The organism is Pseudoalteromonas undina (genome assembly GCF_000238275.3).
Taxonomy (GTDB): Bacteria; Pseudomonadota; Gammaproteobacteria; order Enterobacterales; family Alteromonadaceae; genus Pseudoalteromonas; species Pseudoalteromonas undina.
Genome location: NZ_AHCF03000003.1, coordinates 252,456 through 271,467 on the forward strand (window position 1 = coordinate 252,456; position 19,012 = coordinate 271,467).

A 19,012-nucleotide genomic window follows, 5' to 3' on the forward strand; every position below is an offset into this window, starting at 1 on the left:
CTGTTAGTTACATCGCTTTAAAGCGTGCCTCTAGTTGCTCTTGCGCATCTGCAAATGAGCGAATACCTTCAGCTAGTTTCTCAGTGGCCATAGCATCTTGGTTATGTAACCAACGGAACTGTGCTTCGCTAAGTGGCTCTGGTTTTGGCTCTTTAGCAATGTCGCTCTCTAGTAAGTACTCTTGTGCGTCTTCTAAATTACCTAGCTCTTCTAAAAGATTAGGACTAATTGTTAGCTTATCGCAGCCTGTAAGGGCAATAATTTCACCGGTGTTACGAAAGCTTGCGCCCATAACAACCGTTTTGTAATCGTGACGTTTGTAAAACTCAAAAATACTACGCACCGATTGTACGCCAGGATCTTGTAGCGGGTCGGTTGGTTTTTCCATACCGTTTGCTACGTGCCAATCTAAAATTCTGCCAACAAATGGCGAAATTAAAAATACGTTTGCATCAGCACAGGCACGAGCTTGAGCATCACTAAATAAAAGCGTTAAGTTACATTTAGTGCCTTCTTTTTCTAACTGTTCTGCGGCTTTAATGCCTTCCCAAGTAGAGGCAACTTTAATTAAAATCTTGTCTTTGCTTACACCTTCTTTCTCGTAAAGGCTTAGTAAAGTATGTGCTTTATTAATTGTTGCTTGGGTATCAAATGATAAACGTGCATCAACCTCAGTAGAAATATAACCCGGAACAATTTCGCTAATTTCTTTACCGAGTAACACTGCAAAATAGTCACAAGCCAGCTCTAGTTGTTTTGCAGGCTGTTGCTCGGTTTCTTTAGCGTATTGCCATGCTTTATCTAGATAAGGTTTGTAAGCTTCAATCTCGCTCGCTTTTAAAAGCAGCGATGGATTGGTAGTCGCATCTTCAGGTTGATGTTTTTTTATGGCTTCTATATCGCCCGTGTCGGCCACGATAGAAGAATGTTGTTTAAGCCTTTGTAGAGCGCTAGTCATTTGCTTTTCCTCATTCCAAGCAAGTTAAAAGAAAATCTAAACTACCTTAATATAGCTATACTGCAACAGTGTGACAATGCTTGATAGGTCTTATGTCCTTATCAATGAAAAAACGGTAACGGTTGAGTTTTAGGTAGGATAATTTTAAACAAAACGTGCTTTTCGTCTCATTTAATGTTGAAATTGACATTAAATAATTTACAAGTCAATAGCTAACTATGATCACTGTTATTTCACCAGCAAAGAATCTTGATTACGACACGCCACCCGCAACAGATAAGTTCACTCAACCTGAATTACTTGAGCACAGCGAAGCGCTCATGAAAGTATGCCGTGAACTAACTCCTGCGCAGATTGGCAGTTTAATGAAAATTAGCGATAAGCTCGCGGGCCTTAATGCAGCACGTTTTAGTGAGTGGGCGCAACCGTTTACTACGAGTAATGCTAAACAGGCTGTGCTTGCCTTTAATGGCGATGTATATGGCGGTTTAGATGCCGACACCCTAACGGCTAAGCAACTTGATTATGCTCAAGAGCATTTACGTATACTCTCGGGTTTATACGGATTATTAAAACCACTTGATTTAATGCAAGCCTACCGCCTAGAAATGGGTACAAAGCTTGAAAACAGCCGTGGTAAAAACCTATATGAGTTTTGGGGCAGTATTATTGCTAATAAACTTAACGACGTTTTAGCGGCGCAAGATGCACAATACTTAGTTAATTTAGCGTCTAACGAATACTTTAAAGCGGTAGATAAAAAATCGCTTAACGCACAAATTATTACGCCACATTTTAAAGACTGTAAAAACGGCCAATATAAAGTGATTAGCTTTTACGCTAAAAAAGCGCGCGGTATGATGGCGCGTTACCTTATCGAAAACCAAGTCACGCAGTTAAGTCAGCTTAAAGAGTTTACCGTGGCCGGTTATTACTTTAGCTCAGAGGCAACCACTAAAGAACTTGAACCGGTATTTTTGCGCGAAGAGCAAAGCTAAATTTAGCGCTATTTGCAGCTAAACACATACCCAAAAAGCTATGCACTGCATGGCTTTTTTTATACTGGCGCTATTTTTGCAAACCTTAGGTTATTAATAGAAACTAAGGTATAAAATAAATGCTCTCAATTCCCTCAATTACAGAAGCCGAAAAACTTATAGAAGAGAAGCTCGGCGGTTGGTTTGATGTTGTTATAAGTCATATCCCTAACTTTATAGTCGCGGTGATTATTGCGATTATATTTTCATTCATTGCCCGCCTTGCAGGCAAAGGAATGAAAAAAGTATTACGTCGCTCGCTCGATTCAACTCAAATTGCCGACTTAATGGCCTCCATTTTTAAAGTTATTGTTCTGAGTGTTGGGGTCTTTATTGCCCTTGATTTTATGGGCTTAAAAAGTACCGTTACGTCACTGCTTGCGGGTGCAGGTATTGTTGGTCTCGCCATTGGTTTTGCTTTTCAAGATATGACCGAAAACCTAATTGCGGGTATTGCTATGGGTATTCGTAAACCGTTCAAAGCGGGTGATGTTATCGAGACCGATAACGTATTTGGTTCAGTGCATTCAATAAACTTGCGCAACACACTAATAGAGAGCTTTTACGGGCAGTTGATACTGGTTCCTAATAAAATACTATTTAGAAATGTACTGCGTAATTACAGCACTTTAGGGGTCAGAAGAATAGAGGTACCTGTAGGTATTTCTTACGCTGATGATATAGAAAAAGCCAGTGAAGTTATTGTCGAAAAAATTAATCAATTCGACTTTGTGATCCGCAAAAATGAGACCGCGGTGTACGCAGAAGGCTTTGGTGATAGCAGTATAAACTTACTGGTATGGTTTTGGATTAAATACCCTGGTGAGCCCGATTTTATGACGGTGCGTCACAAAGGTGTTGTGGCAGTAAAGCAAGCACTCGATGCTGCTGATATAAGTATTCCGTTTCCTATTCGTACGTTGGATTTTGGTATTAAGGGCGGTGAAAAACTCGATGCCATGATAAGCGATAAAATAAGTCAGCAGTCAGCAAACAAAGAGGGTGACAATAATACTGATGCAAGCCAAGGTAAATAAATAATTTAAAACCCGATGGTAAAAGCATTGGGAAATAGTTACTGACTATCAGCGCGTTTTTACAAAGTAAAACGCGCTTTTTTATAATAATTAATTGATGATCTGAAGTAATTAAAGCCTTGCGTTAACTAAGTTAAAGCGTCTTAATTAGAAAACTATATCGATAAGGTTTCTCATCTCAAAATAGATTACTTAATTAATCGAATTTGTGCTCAAGCTTGATGCAAGCCCTATATAGTAAGTGTCTGTGAGTAATAAAGGATTCAATGGTATAAGTAGCTGCAATGAGCGTCGCGATTGGTGCGTAAACGAAAAGGCTTTTAATCAAGCTATTTAAACTGGATTGGGATTATGTCTGTATTGAATTTATATTGTGAAGGCCATAAAAAGCGCCGCTTGTGTTGGAGAAGCAAGCAGCGCTGAAGAATAAGTTAAGAAGGAGGTGTATTAAATAACACTAATTTTGTTGCGAATTACTTTAACTCCATCCATATTTTCTAAAAATTTTTGTGCAAGAGCACGTTCAAAACCGTTACTAGCTTTGCCATTAAGTTCAACGTCGCCATTTTCGACCTGTACGTTCAAATTTTCTAATTCTAAATTTGGATTAGTACGTAACTCATGAGTAATAGATTGTTGTAAATTAGGTTGTGTGGCCACACTACTTACTACTGCTAAATGCGTTGCTGCACTAACTTTAAAAGCAGAGACTAATAAAAATAAACAACAAAACGAAATAAAACCGATAGTAAATTTAATGCGACTCATAACTATATCCTTAGTGTTTTTGAAAAAGCAGCGCCGATACTCGGCGTTTTAATACTCATACACTAGCTTGGGTTACAAGTTTTATTCCAAAATTAACCATTTGAAATAATTGGATATTTTATTAAGTAGTTATTCAGCTAAGTAGTTTTTACATATTACTCTGAATTGCTTACTCACTGTTTTTAAGCCACAAAAAAGCCGACAAACGTCGGCTCAATCAAATGTATTAAAGCTAAAGCTATTTTTTCTTTTTAGCTTTGGCTTTTTTCTTCGCTTTCATTTTTACTGGATCTTTACGCTTTTTAACTGGTGGCTTAGCTTCTTTATGTTTTGGCTCTAATCCTTTAAATACACGGCGTTTTAGCTTCTGTTCTATGTAACGTTCTACTTTGTAAAGGATGCCAATATCGTGCGCTTCAATTAGTGAAATCGCTATGCCTTTTTTACCCGCGCGGCCTGTACGGCCAATACGGTGTACGTAAACATCTGCAGTGCGAGGCATATCAAAGTTAATTACGTGGCTTATATCAGCTACATCAATACCACGCGCGGCGACATCGGTCGCGACTAAAATGCGGGTTTTGCCACTGTGGAAATTTTCCATCGCTTTCATGCGTTTATCTTGTGGCATTTCACCACGTAGCCACGCAGCTTTAACGCCGTTATTGGTTAGTTCACCAATAAGGGTTTCAAGGCGCTCACGAGTTTTTACAAACACAATCGCTTTACTAACATCAGGGCCGTTTAAGGTGTTAACTAATAGCTCAAGTTTATGATGATAATCGTCGGCTAAATGAACCCATTGATGTATTTTAGCTTTTTCTTTGCGTGATGATTCGGCTTCAAGCAGAGCTGGGTCGTTTAAAATACGCTCTGCAAATAATTCTACGCTGTCACCTTCAAGAGTAGCTGAGAATAAAAAGCACTGACGACGGTTTTTAGCTTCATCACAAATACGCAGCATTTCTTTACGAAAGCCCATGTCGAGCATGCGGTCGGCTTCATCAAGAATGAGCATTTCTACGTTTTCTGCGTGGAAGTTTTCAGTTTCCAAATACTCCATTAAACGCCCAGGTGTGGCGATTAAAATGTCGTTATTATTTTCAAAAATTTCTTTGTGTGTACCGTAATTAATACCGCCGGTAACCACCCCAATTTTTAAGTGGGTTTGTTTTGCAAGTAACTCACATTGTTCATGAATTTGATAAGCAAGCTCGCGAGTTGGGGTCATAATTAATACCCGTGCAAAGCCCGGGTCACGACGCGGGAAATCCATTAAATATTGAATTGCTGGAATTAAAAATGCCGCCGTTTTACCCGTACCTGTTGGTGCAGACGCTAAAATATCACGCCCTTGCAACGCCTCAGGAATGGCTTGTTGTTGAATGCTAGTAGGGGTTTCAAAACCCATTTTATTGATAGCATTGAGTAGCTTATTATCAAGATCAAATTCAGAAAATTGCATAGAGTGTCAAAAATAGGGGACAATTGCCGTTAATTATACGCACTTAAACCTACTTGGTGAATGAAAAGGTGAAAAAATGTCTGGTTTTGCATTTAAACAATTTAAGGTTGAGCACGACCAGTGCGCCATGAAGGTATCTACCGATGGTATTTTACTTGGAGCATGGGCTGATTTAAGCGGTGCAAGTTCGTTATTAGATATTGGCACAGGTACGGGGTTGTTGGCGTTAATGTGTAAACAGCGAGTGCCAGATTTAAAGGTGAGTGCGGTTGAGGTTGATAAGGCCGCCTACCAGCAAGCTGTACAAAATTGCCAGCAAAGCCCTTGGCCAGACATTAGCATTTATCACCAGTGTGTACAGCAGTTTGCGGCTGAGACTAAATTTGATTGCGTTATATCTAATCCACCTTATTTTAATCACAGTTTAAAAAGTGATAATGCAGCACGCAATGCCGCTCGCCATACCGATGGTTTAAGCTTTGCAGAACTGATTGCTGCGTTTAAACGCTTAACGCATAAGCAAGCACGTTTTAATTTAATTCTGCCTAGTGAAGAGGCACAGTTATTTATAACCTTGGCGCAGCAGCAAGGGCTGTATTTAAGCGCGCATTGCCAAGTAAAAACCACACCGAGTAAAGTGTTCAGCCGCAGCTTAATGCGCTTTAGCTCAATCAAAACAGAATTAGAGCAATCAGTGCTTTGCATAAAAGATGAAAACAACACCTACACAGCTGATTATGTCGGGCTTTGCAAAGCATTTTATTTAAAGATGTAAGCTATTTGTTGAGCTTGGTTATTTAGGGCGTGTTGATCTTTGATGGTTGGATTTGCAGCAGTATGTTTGGTTTTTAGGCAAGGCAGAGCCTATGTAGTGTGGTTATTCCCCATAAATAGGCGATAACGCAGCATAAATACCAAACATGCGCTGCCCTCTGGGTTCTTTCTCGGGACGATAAACTCTTTGTTGCTCGGTTTTTACTTAGCCCGCTAGGTTACACACCTCGCGCCGCGATTTAATCGCCCCTAGGTTGAACAAACTTCAATCCGCAATGATCAACACGCCCTAGTAAAAAAGGATAATTTACCCATTATGCATACGTATTCAGTTTTTATTTAATCAATCACCAGACTAGTGTTAACCACTTGTAAATAACGTCGAGTATGTTGTTTAACTCGCTCAACACTTGGAACACACACTATGAAGCTGAATAAAATAATCACCACTGCAGGATTGAGCCTTGGCTTAACTTTACCAAGCTTAGCTATGGCTGCACCTACAACATTTGTGCATCTATTTGAATGGAACTGGCAAGATATAGCTCAAGAATGTGAACAGTTTTTAGGGCCCAAAGGATATGCTGCTGTACAGGTATCTCCGCCTAACGAGCATATTACAGGTAATCAATGGTGGACTCGCTACCAACCTGTGAGCTACCAACTGCAAAGCCGTGGCGGGAACCGGACGCAGTTTATAGATATGGTTAATCGATGTAATTCGGCAGGCGTAGATATATATGTTGATACCCTAATAAACCATATGGCTGCAGGTAATGGTACTGGTACCGACGGTAATAACTTTGGTAATAAACAATATCCTATTTACAGCCCACAAGATTTTCACCAAAGCTGTTCAATTAACCCTGAGGATTACGGTAATAATCGCTATCGTGTGCAACATTGCGAGCTGGTAGGGCTTGCCGATTTAAATACCGCTTCAACTTATGTGCAAAATACGTTAGCGGCATATATTAATGACTTACAAGCCTTAGGAGTTAAAGGCTTTAGGTTTGATGCTGCTAAGCATGTTGCTGCAAGTGATATTCAAAGTTTAATGGCAAAAATAAATGGCTCGCCAGTGGTTTTTCATGAGGTGATAGTTCAAGGTACTGAAGCGGTAGATGCCTCAGAGTATTTAAGTACAGGTTTAGTTACTGAGTTTAAATACAGTACACAGCTTGGTAATACATTTAGAAATGGCTCGCTTGCGTGGCTAAGTAATTTTGGTGAAGGTTGGGGTTTTATGCCAAGTTCATCAGCTGTGGTATTTGTTGATAACCATGATAACCAACGTGGGCATGGTGGTGCGGGTAATGTAATTACTTTTGAAGATGGCCGTTTATACGACCTAGCTAACGTCTTTATGTTGGCGTATCCGTATGGGTACCCAAAAGTCATGTCGAGTTATGACTTTCATGGTGATACCGATGCAGGTGGGCCAAGTGTGCCAGTGCACAACAATGGTAACTTGGAATGTTTTGCAAGCAAATGGAAGTGTGAGCATCGTTGGTCGTACATTGCTGGTGGTGTTGATTTTAGAAATAACACTGCCGATAACTGGGTTGTAACCAACTGGTGGGATAACACCAATAACCAGATTGCATTTGGGCGAGGTAGCTCAGGCCATATGGCAATTAATAAAGAAGACTCAACTTTAAATGCAACAGTTCAAACAGATATGGCTGCTGGGCAGTACTGTAACGTATTAAAAGGTGAGCTTTCGGGTGATGCTAAAAGCTGTAGTAGTGAGGTTATTACAGTTAATAGTAACGGCACGATTAATTTAAATGTGGCGCCATGGGATGCCATGGCTATTCATAAAAATGCTAAAGTACTACAAGGCTCGCTCCCTAATAACGGCGGTGATTGGCAAAGAACCGTTGTTTTTATCAATGCGCTAACACAAAGCGGACAAGATATGTTTGTTCGTGGTGGAATAGATCACACTTATGCCAATGCAAACCTTGGTAGAAACTGCCAAACAACGAACGTTGAATGTGCCATGCCTATTCGTCACAACAATTTAAAAAACAACACCACTTTGCCTTGGAAAGCAAACGATAATTACCTAGATTGGTATGGTATTGAGCAAGGTCAAAGCAGTGAGGCGCAGGGTACCGCGATGGATTGGACTACTAATATATGGCCTAGTGAATTCGGGGCGCAAAAAACGGTAGATAATGATGGTTTTGGCGTTACAGCACTTAACATATGGGGCGAACACTACTGGATGCTTGATGTTGATATGGATTGCAGTAAAGCCGTTAACGGCTGGTTTGAACTCAAAGCATTTATAAAAAATGGCCCAGAGTGGGAGGGCGATATAAATCAAGCAAGCATCCCATATGCAAGCACTAACCATATGGCCCAGTGCGGCAAAATTAATATGTTTGAATTTAATAGCTCAAGTGTAGAGGTGCGTGACTTTTAAATATGCACTTTTAATCATGTACTTTAAAACGTGATTATTATTTAAAAACCAAGTGTGTTAAAGGCACTTGGTTTTTATTTTTTACATGCACCTAATTAGCTATGTAATTTCATAGTGTGTTTATAAATCAGCTGGTATTATTGTTTTATTCGCTATTTAAAATCAAAGCAACTCAATGAAAAACTTCAATAAACTAACTTTGCTAAGCACTCTCGCTGCAGCTTTATTTATAAGCCATAGTGCGCATGCAAACATGAGTCCTGTAGGGCTTTGGAAAACCATTAATGAAGACACCAAAGAAGCAAAGTCTTATGTACGCATTACTGAACAAGATGGGGTACTGACTGGCAAAATTGAAACAATACTCAATAAAAATAAGCAAGATGCGCTTTGCAGCGAGTGTGGTGGTGATAAAAAGAATCAGCCGATGCTAGGCATGACCATTATTGAAAACGTAACTTATGCAGGTGACGGTAGTTGGGAAGACGGTGAAATACTCGACCCAAATAACGGTAAAACCTACAGCGTGCGTTTAACACCGCAGCAAAATGGCGAAAAACTTGAAGTGCGTGGTTATGTGGGCTTTTTTTACCGTAACCAATACTGGTTAAAAGTAGAGTAGTTAAATATTAAAAAGCGCTGCATAGCAGCGCTTTTTGCAAGAGTGCACAGTTACAGGGTTTCAGCGTACTCTGTCATCACCTGTTCTACCCAGGTGGCAATACGTTCGTCGCTTAGCTCGTACTGACTATCTTCATCAAGGGCTAAACCAACAAATTGTTTACCGTCTTCGGTAAGGGCTTTAGAGGCTTCAAATTCGTAATTACTGTCGTTAGGCCAAAAGCCAAGTTGAGTAATGGCTTGGGCATTTATTTCATCATGAAGCATGCCTAATGCGTCTTGAAACCACTGGCCATACCCTTGCTGATCGCCCATCCCAAATAAGGCAATGGTTTTACCATTTAGGTCAACGTCTTTTATGTCGTCCCACTTTGATTCCCAATCTTCTTGAATTTCGCCAAAGTCCCACGTAGAAATACCAAAAATGATAAAGTCATATTGCTCAGCGTTTTTAAGCGGCTCGTCTTTAATATTATGTAAGCTGACAATGTCGGCGCCAATAATATCTCGTATTTTTTCTGCCGCCATTTCTGTATAGCAGGTAGTAGAACCAAAAAATAAACCAATCTGCATCGTATTTATCACTGTGTAATTGCCTGTTATGATAGGCTCAAGTTTACCGTAAGGTATTTTTAATTGATACCTTCTCCCGTGGTATTACCAACATGAGATCACAACGTGACAACGCTATCTGACGATTTACCTGAACAAAATAATGAGCTAAGCAGCAATAGCGACTTTTTAGAAACCTTTCTTGATAGCCTCTATTTAGAGCAAGGCGTAAGTGAAAACACACTGAGCGCTTATCGCAGTGACTTAGATAAGTTTTGCCAATTTTTAAAAGGCGAAAACTTAATGACGGTAACCAGCCTCGACGTTGAAAGTTACTTAGCGCACCGTGTTGATTTGGGGTTAAAACCACGCAGTACTGCACGCAGTATTAGTGCATTAAAACGTTTTTATCTGTACTTTGTACGCGAAAAAATAATTAGCGACTCACCTATGGTTAATATTGCTCAGCCTAAAGCGGGGCAGTCGTTACCAAAAACGCTTTCTGAGGCTGAAGTAGAGGCGCTATTAAGTGCCCCCAATATTGAAGAGCCAATGGGGCTGCGCGACAAAGCCATGCTCGAGCTATTGTATGCAACGGGTTTGCGGGTAACTGAGCTGGTAGGGCTGAGAATGGAGCAAATAAATTTGCGCCAAGCTGTGGTGTTTGTAAAAGGTAAAGGAAATAAAGAGCGATTAGTGCCTTTAGGTGAAGAGGCTATGTATTGGCTGGAGCAATTTTTAAAGCTTGGGCGAGCACAAATGATAAAACATGCCACCGATTTTGTATTTCCCTCTAAACGTGGGGTGGGCATGACACGACAAACTTTTTGGCATCGGATTAAACACTATGCTATTTTGGCATCCGTTGAGTCGCCGTTATCACCTCACACCTTGCGACATGCATTTGCAACGCATTTATTAAATCATGGGGCTGACTTGCGTGTGGTGCAGATGATGCTTGGCCACAGCGACCTATCAACTACCCAAATTTATACGCATGTAGCGAATGAGCGATTAAAATCGGTGCATGCTGAGCATCATCCTCGTGCTTAAGCGAATTTTTTTGTCACTAAGCCGGTCATATAGACACGATAAGATAAGTATTTTTAGGATAGAGAACCCGTTATGAAAAAATTAATGTTAGCAGGTGCCATGTTGTGCACTAGTTTGAGCGCTTTTGCTAATGGTGTTGCAGTAACACCCGATGCCAATGATCCTATCGTGACAAAATTTGCCGCGCTAGGAGTAACTGTTAAACAAATTAACCCAAGTCCGGTTGCGGGCTTAAAAGAATTGATCACCAATAAAGGGGTGCTGTATGCAAGCCCTGACGGTCAGTTTTTAATGCAAGGTACGCTAATCGATTTAAACAACCGTAGTAATTTAACTGAGCAAGCACTTAACGGTGTGCGTCAATCAGGGTTAAAAGAATACGAAGATTCAATGATTGTGTATAAAGCGCCAGAAGAAAAACACAGCATTACCGTGTTTACTGATATTAGCTGTGGTTACTGTCGTAAATTACACCGTGAGCTTGATGACTTACTTGAGTCGGGTATTACGGTTAAATACCTAGCATTTCCACGTGGCGGCCTGCAAGGATCAGGTTATGCTGATTTAATGAATGTGTGGTGTGCTAAAGATCAGCAAGAAGCACTTACTGAAGCTAAATCTGGTGCAGATACACAAATTGTAAAAGACTGTAGCGCACCCGTTGCAGAGCATTACCAATTAGGGCAAAGCTTTGGTATTAGTGGTACACCGGCTATTATTTTAGAAGATGGCACGATGATCCCAGGCTACCAACCAGCTGCCGCATTAAGCGCTGCGCTTGAGGCCAACAAAGCAGGTTAATTAAAAACCTGAGTACCTGTTTAAAAAGGCCTTTATGGCCTTTTTTTGTCTTTTTGTTATGAATATCATAAGTTAAAAACCAGCATGAAAAAAATGATCATTGCGCGAGAACCCGTTGACGACTCTCATCTACCTAGTCATCTACATCCTGTTATTAAGCAAATTTATGCCACGCGTAACGTCTGCCATGCTGATGAATTAAATAATAGTGCGGCCACTTTGCTCGACTTTAAGCTATTTAAAGATATAGACAAAGCCAGCCAACTATTAATTGATGCACTGCATGCACAAAGTAAAATACTAATTGTTGGCGATTTTGACGCCGATGGCGCAACCAGCACCGCCACCTTAATGCAAGGGTTGGCCATGTTTGGCTTTACCCATTTAGATTATTTAGTGCCAGACCGCTTTAGTTTAGGTTATGGCTTAAGCCCAGCATTGGCTGAGCAAATAGTCACTATGCAGCCCGATTTAGTGATCACCGTAGATAACGGTATATCGTGTATTGCAGGGATTGATATTGTTAAAGCCGCAGGCATTAAAGTGCTGGTTACAGATCATCATTTACAAGGCGAGCAACTGCCTAGTGCCGATGCTATTGTTAATCCTAATCGTCATGACTGTGATTTTCCCTCTAAGTCGATAGCTGGTGTTGGTGTGGCGTTTTATTTGCTTATCGCATTGAGAAGTGCGCTGCGTGAACAAGGCTACTTTAACCAACATCCTATGCCAAATATTGCTGACTTACTCGATATTGTAGCCCTTGGTACGGTGGCCGATGTGGTGGCTCTGGATGCGAATAACCGTACGTTAGTGCATCAAGGCTTGGCACGTATTCGAAGTGGTAAAACCCGCCCAGGTATCACCGCACTGATTGAAGTGGCTAATCGCAATGCAGCTCGTTTGAGTGCCAGCGATTTTGGCTTTTCATTGGCGCCACGTTTAAATGCAGCAGGGCGTTTAGATGATATGAGCCTAGGTATAGCTTGCTTACTTAGCAACGACATAAATCAAGCAAGGCGCATAGCCGGTGAGCTTGACAGCTTAAACTTTGCCAGACGTGAAATTGAGCAAGGCATGCAAGTAGAAGCGCAAGCCGTGCTCGATAGATTGGCATTTAAAGAAGATAGTGTGCCTGATGCTATTTGTTTGTATCAAGACGATTGGCATCAAGGTGTTATTGGCATTTTAGCGGGGCGCTTAAAAGAAAAGTACCACCGCCCAACCGTGATATTTGCGGGTGGCGAAAACGGTGAAATAAAAGGTTCATGTCGCTCTATTGAAGGTTTACATATGCGCGACCTGCTTGAAGGTTTAAACACTGCGCAGCCTGGTTTAATTAATAAATTTGGCGGCCACGCAATGGCGGCAGGTTTAAGTATTAACGAGCAGCAATTTGCTGAGTTCAAACGCGCATTTGATAGTGCAGTTAGCGAGCAACTCAGTGAAGAAAGTAAACGCTGTATTGTATTTACCGATGGTGAGCTACCTAATGATTGCTTTAGCATGGATTTTGCCCAGCTTTTAAAACAATCGGGCCCGTGGGGGCAGCAGTTTCCTGAGCCGATATTTGAACACACCTTTGAAGTAATCCAACAGCGTATTGTGGGTGAAAAACACTTAAAGCTAGTATTAAAGCATCAGTCTGCACGCTTAGTGGATGCCATTGCCTTTGGGATTGATTTAAAAGCGTGGCCAGATACTGAGGCGCAGTTTGTTAAAGTAGCGTATCAGCTCGATATAAATGAATTTAGAGGTAAATTTAGCTTACAACTTATAGTTAGAGAGCTTGAAAAAGTGGGCTAAAAAATATCTTCAAACCATGCATAAAAGGCTAATAAAACGCGCGGTTTTTTGTTAAAATCGGGCGTTTTTATTATTTAATGATTTTTAATTGCGCTCGGTCTCTTTTTTAAGTGCGCAATAACCTAGCCATTTTGGAGTAATGTACATGTTTGAAGTGAATCCTGTGATTAATCAAATCAAGGAAATTCGCGAACGTACTGAACTGCTTCGGGGGTACCTTTGACTACGCTCTTAAACAAGAACGTTTAGAAGAAGTTAACGCCGAACTTGAAGATTCAGCCGTATGGAATGAGCCTGAGCGCGCACAAGCCCTTGGTCGTGAAAAGTCAGCACTAGAAGCCGTGGTTGAAACAATCGATAACCTTGTTGCTGGTACTGACGATGTTGAAGGATTAGTAGAGCTTGCTGTTGAAGCTGAAGATCAAGACACCTTTGATGAAGCACAAAGCGAACTAGCTGATTTAAACCAGCAGCTTGAAGGGCTTGAGTTTCGTCGTATGTTTTCAGGCTCTCACGATTCAAACGATGCCTACCTTGATTTACAATCAGGCTCTGGTGGTACTGAAGCACAAGACTGGTGTAATATTTTACTGCGTATGTACTTACGCTGGGGTGAAGCAAAAGGCTTTAAAGTAGAGCTTGTTGAAGCGACCGATGGCGATGTTGCTGGTATTAAAGGCGCAACGGTACGTTTTTCTGGTGAGTATGCATATGGTTGGTTACGCACTGAAACAGGCGTACACCGCCTAGTTCGTAAAAGCCCATTTGATTCAAGTGGCCGTCGTCATACTTCGTTTGCATCTGCGTTTGTTTACCCAGAAGTTGATGACAACATTGAGATTGATATTAATCCGTCTGACTTACGTATAGACGTTTACCGTGCATCAGGCGCGGGTGGTCAGCACGTAAATACCACTGAATCGGCAGTACGTATTACCCACGTACCAACCAATACCGTGGTGCAGTGTCAAAACGAGCGCTCGCAGCATAAAAATAAAGCCCAAGCAATGAAGCAGTTAAAAGCGAAATTATTTGAGCTTGAGCTACAACAGCAAAATGCTGAAAAGCAAAGTCAAGAAGACAACAAGTCTGATATTGGCTGGGGGAGTCAAATTCGTTCATACGTACTTGATGACTCGCGTATTAAAGACTTACGTACTGGCGTTGAAAACCGTAACACTCAAGCGGTACTCGATGGCGACCTAGATAAATTTATTGAAGCCAGCTTAAAATCTGGTTTATAACCACCAAGCTAAAAAAGAGCTAAAAAATGACTGATCAAATCCAAGACGAAAATAAGTTAATCGCTGAGCGTCGCGGCAAATTAGACGCTATTCGCGAAAATTGCCCAGCCAACGGTCATCCAAACCAATTCCGTCGTGAGCATTACACGGCAGATTTGCAGGCTGAGTTTGGTGATAAGAGTAAAGAAGAGCTAATCGAATTACAGCATGTGGTATCGATTGCAGGTCGTATTCTTGCTAAACGTGGTCCATTTATGTCTATTCAAGACATGAAAGGCCGTGTACAAGCATATGCCTCAAAAGACGTTCAAAAAGATTTAAAAGCAAAATATGGTCAGCTTGATATTGGCGATATTATTGGTGTTAAAGGCGCATTGAACAAATCAGGTAAAGGCGATTTATACGTAGAAATGACAGAGTACGAACTGCTGACTAAGTCACTTCGCCCATTACCAGAAAAATTCCATGGTTTATCAGATCAAGAAACTAAATACCGCCAACGTTATGTTGATTTAATTACTAACGAAGCAACGCGTGAAACATTCCGTATTCGCTCACAAGTAGTTGAAGGCATTCGTCGCTTTTTAGCAGACCGCGATTTTATGGAAGTAGAAACGCCAATGCTGCAGGTTATTCCTGGTGGCGCGACGGCACGTCCGTTTGTAACACACCACAATGCGCTTGATATCGACATGTACTTGCGTATTGCACCAGAGCTTTACTTAAAGCGTTTAGTGGTAGGTGGTTTTGACCGCGTATTCGAAATTAACCGTAACTTCCGTAACGAAGGGTTATCGACACGCCACAACCCAGAATTCACTATGATTGAGTTCTACCAAGCGTATGCTGACTACATTGATCTAATGAACATCACCGAAGACATGTTACGTACAGTTGCAACTAACGTACTGGGCAGCCCAATTGTGGTTAACACCACTAAAGATGAAAACGGCGAAGTTGTTGATTCAGTCGAGTATGACTTTGGTCAACCGTTCACGCGTTTAAGCATGGCAGATGCTATCTTAAAATATAACCCAGAGTTTGATGCAGCGGTATTTAACGACCCAGAAAACCACTTTGAAGAATTAAAAGCGTACGCTAAACAAGTACACGTTAAAATTCCTGAAAACTGCGTATGGGGTCCAGGTAAATTCTTATGTGAAATATTTGAAGAAACGGCTGAGCATATGCTTATCCAACCTACATTTATCACAGGCTACCCGTGGGAAGTATCTCCACTTGCACGTCGTAACGACGAAAATCCATTTGTAACTGATCGTTTTGAATTTTTTGTTGGCGGTCGTGAATTAGCAAATGGTTTCTCAGAGCTTAACGATGCACAAGATCAAGCTGAGCGTTTTACTCGTCAGGTTGAAGAGAAAGACGCTGGTGATGATGAAGCAATGCATTATGACGAAGACTACATTCGCGCACTTGAGTATGGTTTACCACCAACGGCAGGTGAGGGCATAGGTATTGACCGTTTAGTGATGCTATTTACTGACTCATCAACTATCAAAGATGTTATTTTATTCCCGCACATGCGCCCACAAGCTGACTAAGCTTGAAGGAATAAACTATAAAATTATTAACGCCGCTAATTAGCGGCGTTTTTTTTGCCTTATTGTTTGTGAGACATTGCCTAAACTTTATATTAGGGCTTTTAATTAATAAGTACTACACTGATAATAAAATGTAAGTACAAAGGGATATTAACCTTTAATTCAGTTTCATTATCATAAAGTTGCCTCACTGCTTAGCAACATTAAAGCAGTGCTATAACTTTTTGGTATGATTGTTTTTTAAACATTATGTTGTATTTATGTGAATTTTTTAGCTAAAATATGGCCGAAATTTGTACACGGTCATTCTTAGTCGTAAAAAATAAAAATTTCTAAAGGACTTAGATAAATAATATGAAAGTTAAACAAGTAGAATCTTTACCCGATGAGAGCACCACAGAGCAACAGCGACAAGCTTATTACCGCGCGTGTATTGCCGAGTTTCAAAAGTTGGGCTACCAAGAGCAATATCTTGCTGAACTTACGGATGAACTAGTGCCAGTGATGGGTGTAAACTCAAGCACTCCAAATACCTAACCTGATTAATTTTCAAACTAATTACACTTTAAAACCAGACATGTGTGCAATCTATAGCCATATAGTCACTTTTGTCAGAAAAGTGTTTGACATATTTTCTGAAATCTTTATTATACGCCCCACAAGACGGAGAGGTGTCCGAGTGGCCGAAGGAGCTCCCCTGCTAAGGGAGTATAGAGTTTGTAGCTCTATCGAGGGTTCGAATCCCTCCCTCTCCACCATTTTTTAAATGGCGAAATCTTGTAAATGTAAAGATGGGCGCATAGCTCAGCTGGATAGAGTACCTGGCTACGAACCAGGCGGTCGGAGGTTCGAATCCTCCTGCGCCCACCACTCTTTACACACTCTGCTTAGAGTTAAAACAAGCAAAAATGAAAGTGGGCGCATAGCTCAGCTGGATAGAGTACCTGGCTACGAACCAGGCGGTCGGAGGTTCGAATCCTCCTGCGCCCACCACTTTCAACTCTCACTTAGAGTTTAAATAAGTAAATATGAAAGTGGGCGCATAGCTCAGCTGGATAGAGTACCTGGCTACGAACCAGGCGGTCGGAGGTTCGAATCCTCCTGCGCCCACCACTTTCTATTACTATTAAAGTTAATAGAAAAGAAACCGACGAAAGTCGGTTTTTTTATGTCTGAAATAAAGTGAATATGGAAAAGTAGTAAGCTACGAACCAGACGGTCGGAGGTCCACTCTTACAAGACACGTCCTGCGCCCAGCACTTTCATAAATAAGCCGACATTAAGTCGGTTTTTTTGTGCCTAAAATAAAGTGAATATGGGAAAGTAGCTAGCTACGAACCAGACGGTCAGAGGTTCACTCTTACAAGATACGTCCTGCGTCCACCTCTTTCATAAATAAGCCGACATTAAGTCGGTTTTTTTGTGCCTGAAATTTGAGAAAGCTTTCAGGTATTAGTTAAACCCAATTATGCACACCGCTAAATTTTACATTCAGCCACTTTTCTAAAAGCGCAGCGCCTCTTAACCTCTTTGTGAATAACGGCTTTAAAAACTTAAATATACAAAGAACTTGCTTATATTAGCAGCGCAGCTTCTCATTCCTAAAACCTAAAACCTAAAACCTAAAACCTAAAACCTAAAACCTAAAACCTAAAACCTAAGCTGCTCTTTAAACTCGGCTGTGTTATTTTGAACGTCTTGTTTAAAAGGATCTTGCTGTATGTTTAAAACCGTATTTTTTATATTCTTATTTATTTTAAGCGTACTTTTTACTGTTACCGCACACGTAAATGAGGCTAAACATACAATCGCCGTAGGTGCAGAGCAGTTTGCTTTGTACTTACCGCAATTAAAAAATAAGCGTGTAGGGCTTGTGGTTAATCAAACTTCTGTAGTGGGGCAAACGCATTTAGTTGATAGCTTGCTGGCTAAAAACATCAATATTACTAAAATTTTTGCACCTGAGCATGGCTTTCGAGGCGATCATGACGCGGGAGCGTATGTTAAAAACGCCGTTGATAGCAAAACCGGCATTCCACTGATTTCTATTTACGGTAAAAACAAAAAACCAAGCGCCAAGGTGCTAAGCGATGTTGATATCATTATTTTTGATATTCAAGATGTGGGCGTACGTTTTTATACTTACATTAGCTCTATGCATTACATGATGGAAGCAGCTGCTGAGCTAGGCGTTGAATTTATAGTACTAGATAGGCCAAACCCTAATATTAGCCACATTGACGGGCCAATTTTAGAGCCGCAGTTTAAATCGTTTGTGGGTATGCACCCAATCCCTGTACTGCATGGTATGACGGTAGGCGAGCTAGCTAAAATGATCAAAGGCGAGGGCTGGCTAAATCAAGCGGCTGAGTTACAGCTGAGCGTCATTGCTGTTGATCATTACACCCGCACAACACCATATAGTTTGCCGGTAAAACCAAGCCCTAATTTACCCAACGATCAGTCAATAGCGCTTTATCCCTCGCTGTGCTTTTTTGAGGCAACCCCTGTTAGCATAGGTAGAGGTACCGACTTTGCATTTCAGGTTATTGGTTATTCACCGATAGCACTTGGGGACTTTAGCTTTACCCCTCGCTCAATAAAAGGCGCAGCGCTTGACCCTAAATTTAAAAACCAGATGGTGAAAGGGATTGATTTACGCCATAGTGATACCACTGGCTTAAACTTAAATTATTTAATTAATGCTTACCAGCAACTGACTCAGGCTAAACAGCCGTTTTTTGAACGTGCCGACTTTATGGATAAACTCGCAGGAACTGATCAGCTCAGGCTTGCCATAGAAGCGGGGCGATCAGCTGAGGAAATTAAACAAAGTTGGCAAGCGGGGCTTGAGCAATTTAAACAGCAAAGAGCGCCTTATTTGCTCTACCAATAAAGGA

16 protein-coding genes and 4 tRNA genes are annotated in these 19,012 nt (G+C 41.0%); 16 read left to right on the forward strand and 4 right to left on the reverse strand.

Features of this window, described 5'->3' with window-relative positions:
- Positions 1–7 precede the first annotated feature (7 nt).
- Positions 8–958 carry a transaldolase gene (gene tal / locus PUND_RS04745; RefSeq protein ID WP_008110647.1) on the reverse strand — a complete coding sequence of 317 codons (951 nt, stop codon included), beginning with the start codon at positions 956–958 and terminating at the stop codon, positions 8–10.
- 218 nt (positions 959–1,176) lie between these two features.
- Here tal and yaaA point away from each other — a divergent pair, with 218 nt between their 5' ends.
- Together yaaA and PUND_RS04755 are read left to right on the forward strand one after the other, a co-directional pair.
- The gene (gene yaaA / locus PUND_RS04750) at positions 1,177–1,956 is read left to right on the forward strand and encodes a peroxide stress protein YaaA (RefSeq protein ID WP_010391532.1); all 780 of its coding nucleotides are present in this window, start codon (positions 1,177–1,179) and stop codon (positions 1,954–1,956) included.
- Between the two features lie 119 nt (positions 1,957–2,075).
- On the forward strand, positions 2,076–3,032 hold the full coding sequence (locus tag PUND_RS04755; RefSeq protein WP_010391531.1) for a mechanosensitive ion channel family protein: 957 nt from the start codon (positions 2,076–2,078) through the stop codon (positions 3,030–3,032).
- A 447-nt stretch (positions 3,033–3,479) separates the two neighbouring features.
- Here PUND_RS04755 and PUND_RS04760 read toward each other — a convergent pair whose 3' ends face one another.
- Both PUND_RS04760 and srmB read right to left on the reverse strand, forming a co-directional pair.
- Complete coding sequence (locus PUND_RS04760; RefSeq protein WP_010391530.1) at positions 3,480–3,800, reverse strand: BON domain-containing protein; 321 nt, start codon at positions 3,798–3,800, stop codon at positions 3,480–3,482.
- A gap of 238 nt (positions 3,801–4,038) precedes the next feature.
- Positions 4,039–5,265, reverse strand: coding sequence for an ATP-dependent RNA helicase SrmB (gene srmB / locus PUND_RS04765; RefSeq protein ID WP_010391528.1), 1,227 nt, complete (start codon positions 5,263–5,265; stop codon positions 4,039–4,041).
- Between the two features lie 76 nt (positions 5,266–5,341).
- On the opposite strand from srmB, the gene PUND_RS04770 reads away from it, so the two are divergent.
- The 3 genes from PUND_RS04770 (at position 5,342) to PUND_RS04780 (ending at position 9,095) form a co-directional block, all read left to right on the forward strand.
- On the forward strand, positions 5,342–6,040 hold the full coding sequence (locus PUND_RS04770) for a tRNA1(Val) (adenine(37)-N6)-methyltransferase (RefSeq protein ID WP_010391527.1): 699 nt from the start codon (positions 5,342–5,344) through the stop codon (positions 6,038–6,040).
- 423 nt (positions 6,041–6,463) lie between these two features.
- Positions 6,464–8,473 (forward strand): alpha-amylase, encoded by a 2,010-nt coding sequence (locus PUND_RS04775; RefSeq protein WP_010391526.1) that lies wholly within the window; start codon positions 6,464–6,466, stop codon positions 8,471–8,473.
- Between the two features lie 175 nt (positions 8,474–8,648).
- A complete protein-coding gene (locus PUND_RS04780) occupies positions 8,649–9,095 on the forward strand; it encodes a DUF2147 domain-containing protein (RefSeq protein ID WP_010391523.1) in 447 nt (148 codons plus the stop codon).
- A 50-nt stretch (positions 9,096–9,145) separates the two neighbouring features.
- Here PUND_RS04780 and fldB read toward each other — a convergent pair whose 3' ends face one another.
- Positions 9,146–9,667 carry a flavodoxin FldB gene (gene fldB / locus PUND_RS04785; RefSeq protein ID WP_008467792.1) on the reverse strand — a complete coding sequence of 174 codons (522 nt, stop codon included), beginning with the start codon at positions 9,665–9,667 and terminating at the stop codon, positions 9,146–9,148.
- A gap of 105 nt (positions 9,668–9,772) precedes the next feature.
- On the opposite strand from fldB, the gene xerD reads away from it, so the two are divergent.
- From xerD to PUND_RS04840, 11 genes are all read left to right on the forward strand, one after another.
- On the forward strand, positions 9,773–10,699 hold the full coding sequence (gene xerD / locus PUND_RS04790) for a site-specific tyrosine recombinase XerD (protein WP_010391521.1): 927 nt from the start codon (positions 9,773–9,775) through the stop codon (positions 10,697–10,699).
- A 72-nt stretch (positions 10,700–10,771) separates the two neighbouring features.
- Complete coding sequence (gene dsbC, locus PUND_RS04795; RefSeq protein WP_010391520.1) at positions 10,772–11,500, forward strand: bifunctional protein-disulfide isomerase/oxidoreductase DsbC; 729 nt, start codon at positions 10,772–10,774, stop codon at positions 11,498–11,500.
- 84 nt (positions 11,501–11,584) lie between these two features.
- Positions 11,585–13,306: a single-stranded-DNA-specific exonuclease RecJ gene (recJ, locus tag PUND_RS04800; protein ID WP_010391519.1), complete on the forward strand. Its 1,722-nt coding sequence runs from the start codon at positions 11,585–11,587 to the stop codon at positions 13,304–13,306.
- Positions 13,307–13,451: 145 nt separating this feature from the next.
- Positions 13,452–14,550 (forward strand): peptide chain release factor 2 gene (gene prfB, locus PUND_RS04805; protein WP_109874146.1). Its coding sequence is split into 2 segments (ribosomal slippage): positions 13,452–13,526 and positions 13,528–14,550, totalling 1,098 coding nucleotides; the frame shifts between segments, so codons are not numbered across the junction.
- A 26-nt stretch (positions 14,551–14,576) separates the two neighbouring features.
- A complete protein-coding gene (gene lysS / locus PUND_RS04810) occupies positions 14,577–16,112 on the forward strand; it encodes a lysine--tRNA ligase (RefSeq protein WP_010391516.1) in 1,536 nt (511 codons plus the stop codon).
- 354 nt (positions 16,113–16,466) lie between these two features.
- The gene (locus PUND_RS04815; RefSeq protein ID WP_010391514.1) at positions 16,467–16,649 is read left to right on the forward strand and encodes a hypothetical protein; all 183 of its coding nucleotides are present in this window, start codon (positions 16,467–16,469) and stop codon (positions 16,647–16,649) included.
- 128 nt (positions 16,650–16,777) lie between these two features.
- Positions 16,778–16,870 (forward strand) — tRNA-Ser (locus PUND_RS04820).
- 35 nt (positions 16,871–16,905) lie between these two features.
- Positions 16,906–16,982, forward strand: a tRNA-Arg gene (locus tag PUND_RS04825).
- A 46-nt stretch (positions 16,983–17,028) separates the two neighbouring features.
- Positions 17,029–17,105: transfer RNA gene (locus PUND_RS04830), tRNA-Arg, on the forward strand.
- A 43-nt stretch (positions 17,106–17,148) separates the two neighbouring features.
- Positions 17,149–17,225 (forward strand) — tRNA-Arg (locus PUND_RS04835).
- Between the two features lie 607 nt (positions 17,226–17,832).
- Positions 17,833–19,008 carry an exo-beta-N-acetylmuramidase NamZ family protein gene (locus PUND_RS04840; RefSeq protein ID WP_010391513.1) on the forward strand — a complete coding sequence of 392 codons (1,176 nt, stop codon included), beginning with the start codon at positions 17,833–17,835 and terminating at the stop codon, positions 19,006–19,008.
- Positions 19,009–19,012 lie beyond the last annotated feature (4 nt).

What these genes read in the sequence shown, in the direction of transcription:
- tal (WP_008110647.1), bottom strand. Translation starts at nt 958, where the DNA reads ATGACTAGCGCTCTACAAAGGCTTAAACAACATTCTTCTATCGTGGCC.
- yaaA (WP_010391532.1), top strand. Translation starts at nt 1,177, where the DNA reads ATGATCACTGTTATTTCACCAGCAAAGAATCTTGATTACGACACGCCA.
- PUND_RS04755 (WP_010391531.1), top strand. Translation starts at nt 2,076, where the DNA reads ATGCTCTCAATTCCCTCAATTACAGAAGCCGAAAAACTTATAGAAGAG.
- PUND_RS04760 (WP_010391530.1), bottom strand. Translation starts at nt 3,800, where the DNA reads ATGAGTCGCATTAAATTTACTATCGGTTTTATTTCGTTTTGTTGTTTA.
- srmB (WP_010391528.1), bottom strand. Translation starts at nt 5,265, where the DNA reads ATGCAATTTTCTGAATTTGATCTTGATAATAAGCTACTCAATGCTATC.
- PUND_RS04770 (WP_010391527.1), top strand. Translation starts at nt 5,342, where the DNA reads ATGTCTGGTTTTGCATTTAAACAATTTAAGGTTGAGCACGACCAGTGC.
- PUND_RS04775 (WP_010391526.1), top strand. Translation starts at nt 6,464, where the DNA reads ATGAAGCTGAATAAAATAATCACCACTGCAGGATTGAGCCTTGGCTTA.
- PUND_RS04780 (WP_010391523.1), top strand. Translation starts at nt 8,649, where the DNA reads ATGAAAAACTTCAATAAACTAACTTTGCTAAGCACTCTCGCTGCAGCT.
- fldB (WP_008467792.1), bottom strand. Translation starts at nt 9,667, where the DNA reads ATGCAGATTGGTTTATTTTTTGGTTCTACTACCTGCTATACAGAAATG.
- dsbC (WP_010391520.1), top strand. Translation starts at nt 10,772, where the DNA reads ATGAAAAAATTAATGTTAGCAGGTGCCATGTTGTGCACTAGTTTGAGC.
- recJ (WP_010391519.1), top strand. Translation starts at nt 11,585, where the DNA reads ATGAAAAAAATGATCATTGCGCGAGAACCCGTTGACGACTCTCATCTA.
- lysS (WP_010391516.1), top strand. Translation starts at nt 14,577, where the DNA reads ATGACTGATCAAATCCAAGACGAAAATAAGTTAATCGCTGAGCGTCGC.
- PUND_RS04815 (WP_010391514.1), top strand. Translation starts at nt 16,467, where the DNA reads ATGAAAGTTAAACAAGTAGAATCTTTACCCGATGAGAGCACCACAGAG.
- PUND_RS04840 (WP_010391513.1), top strand. Translation starts at nt 17,833, where the DNA reads ATGTTTAAAACCGTATTTTTTATATTCTTATTTATTTTAAGCGTACTT.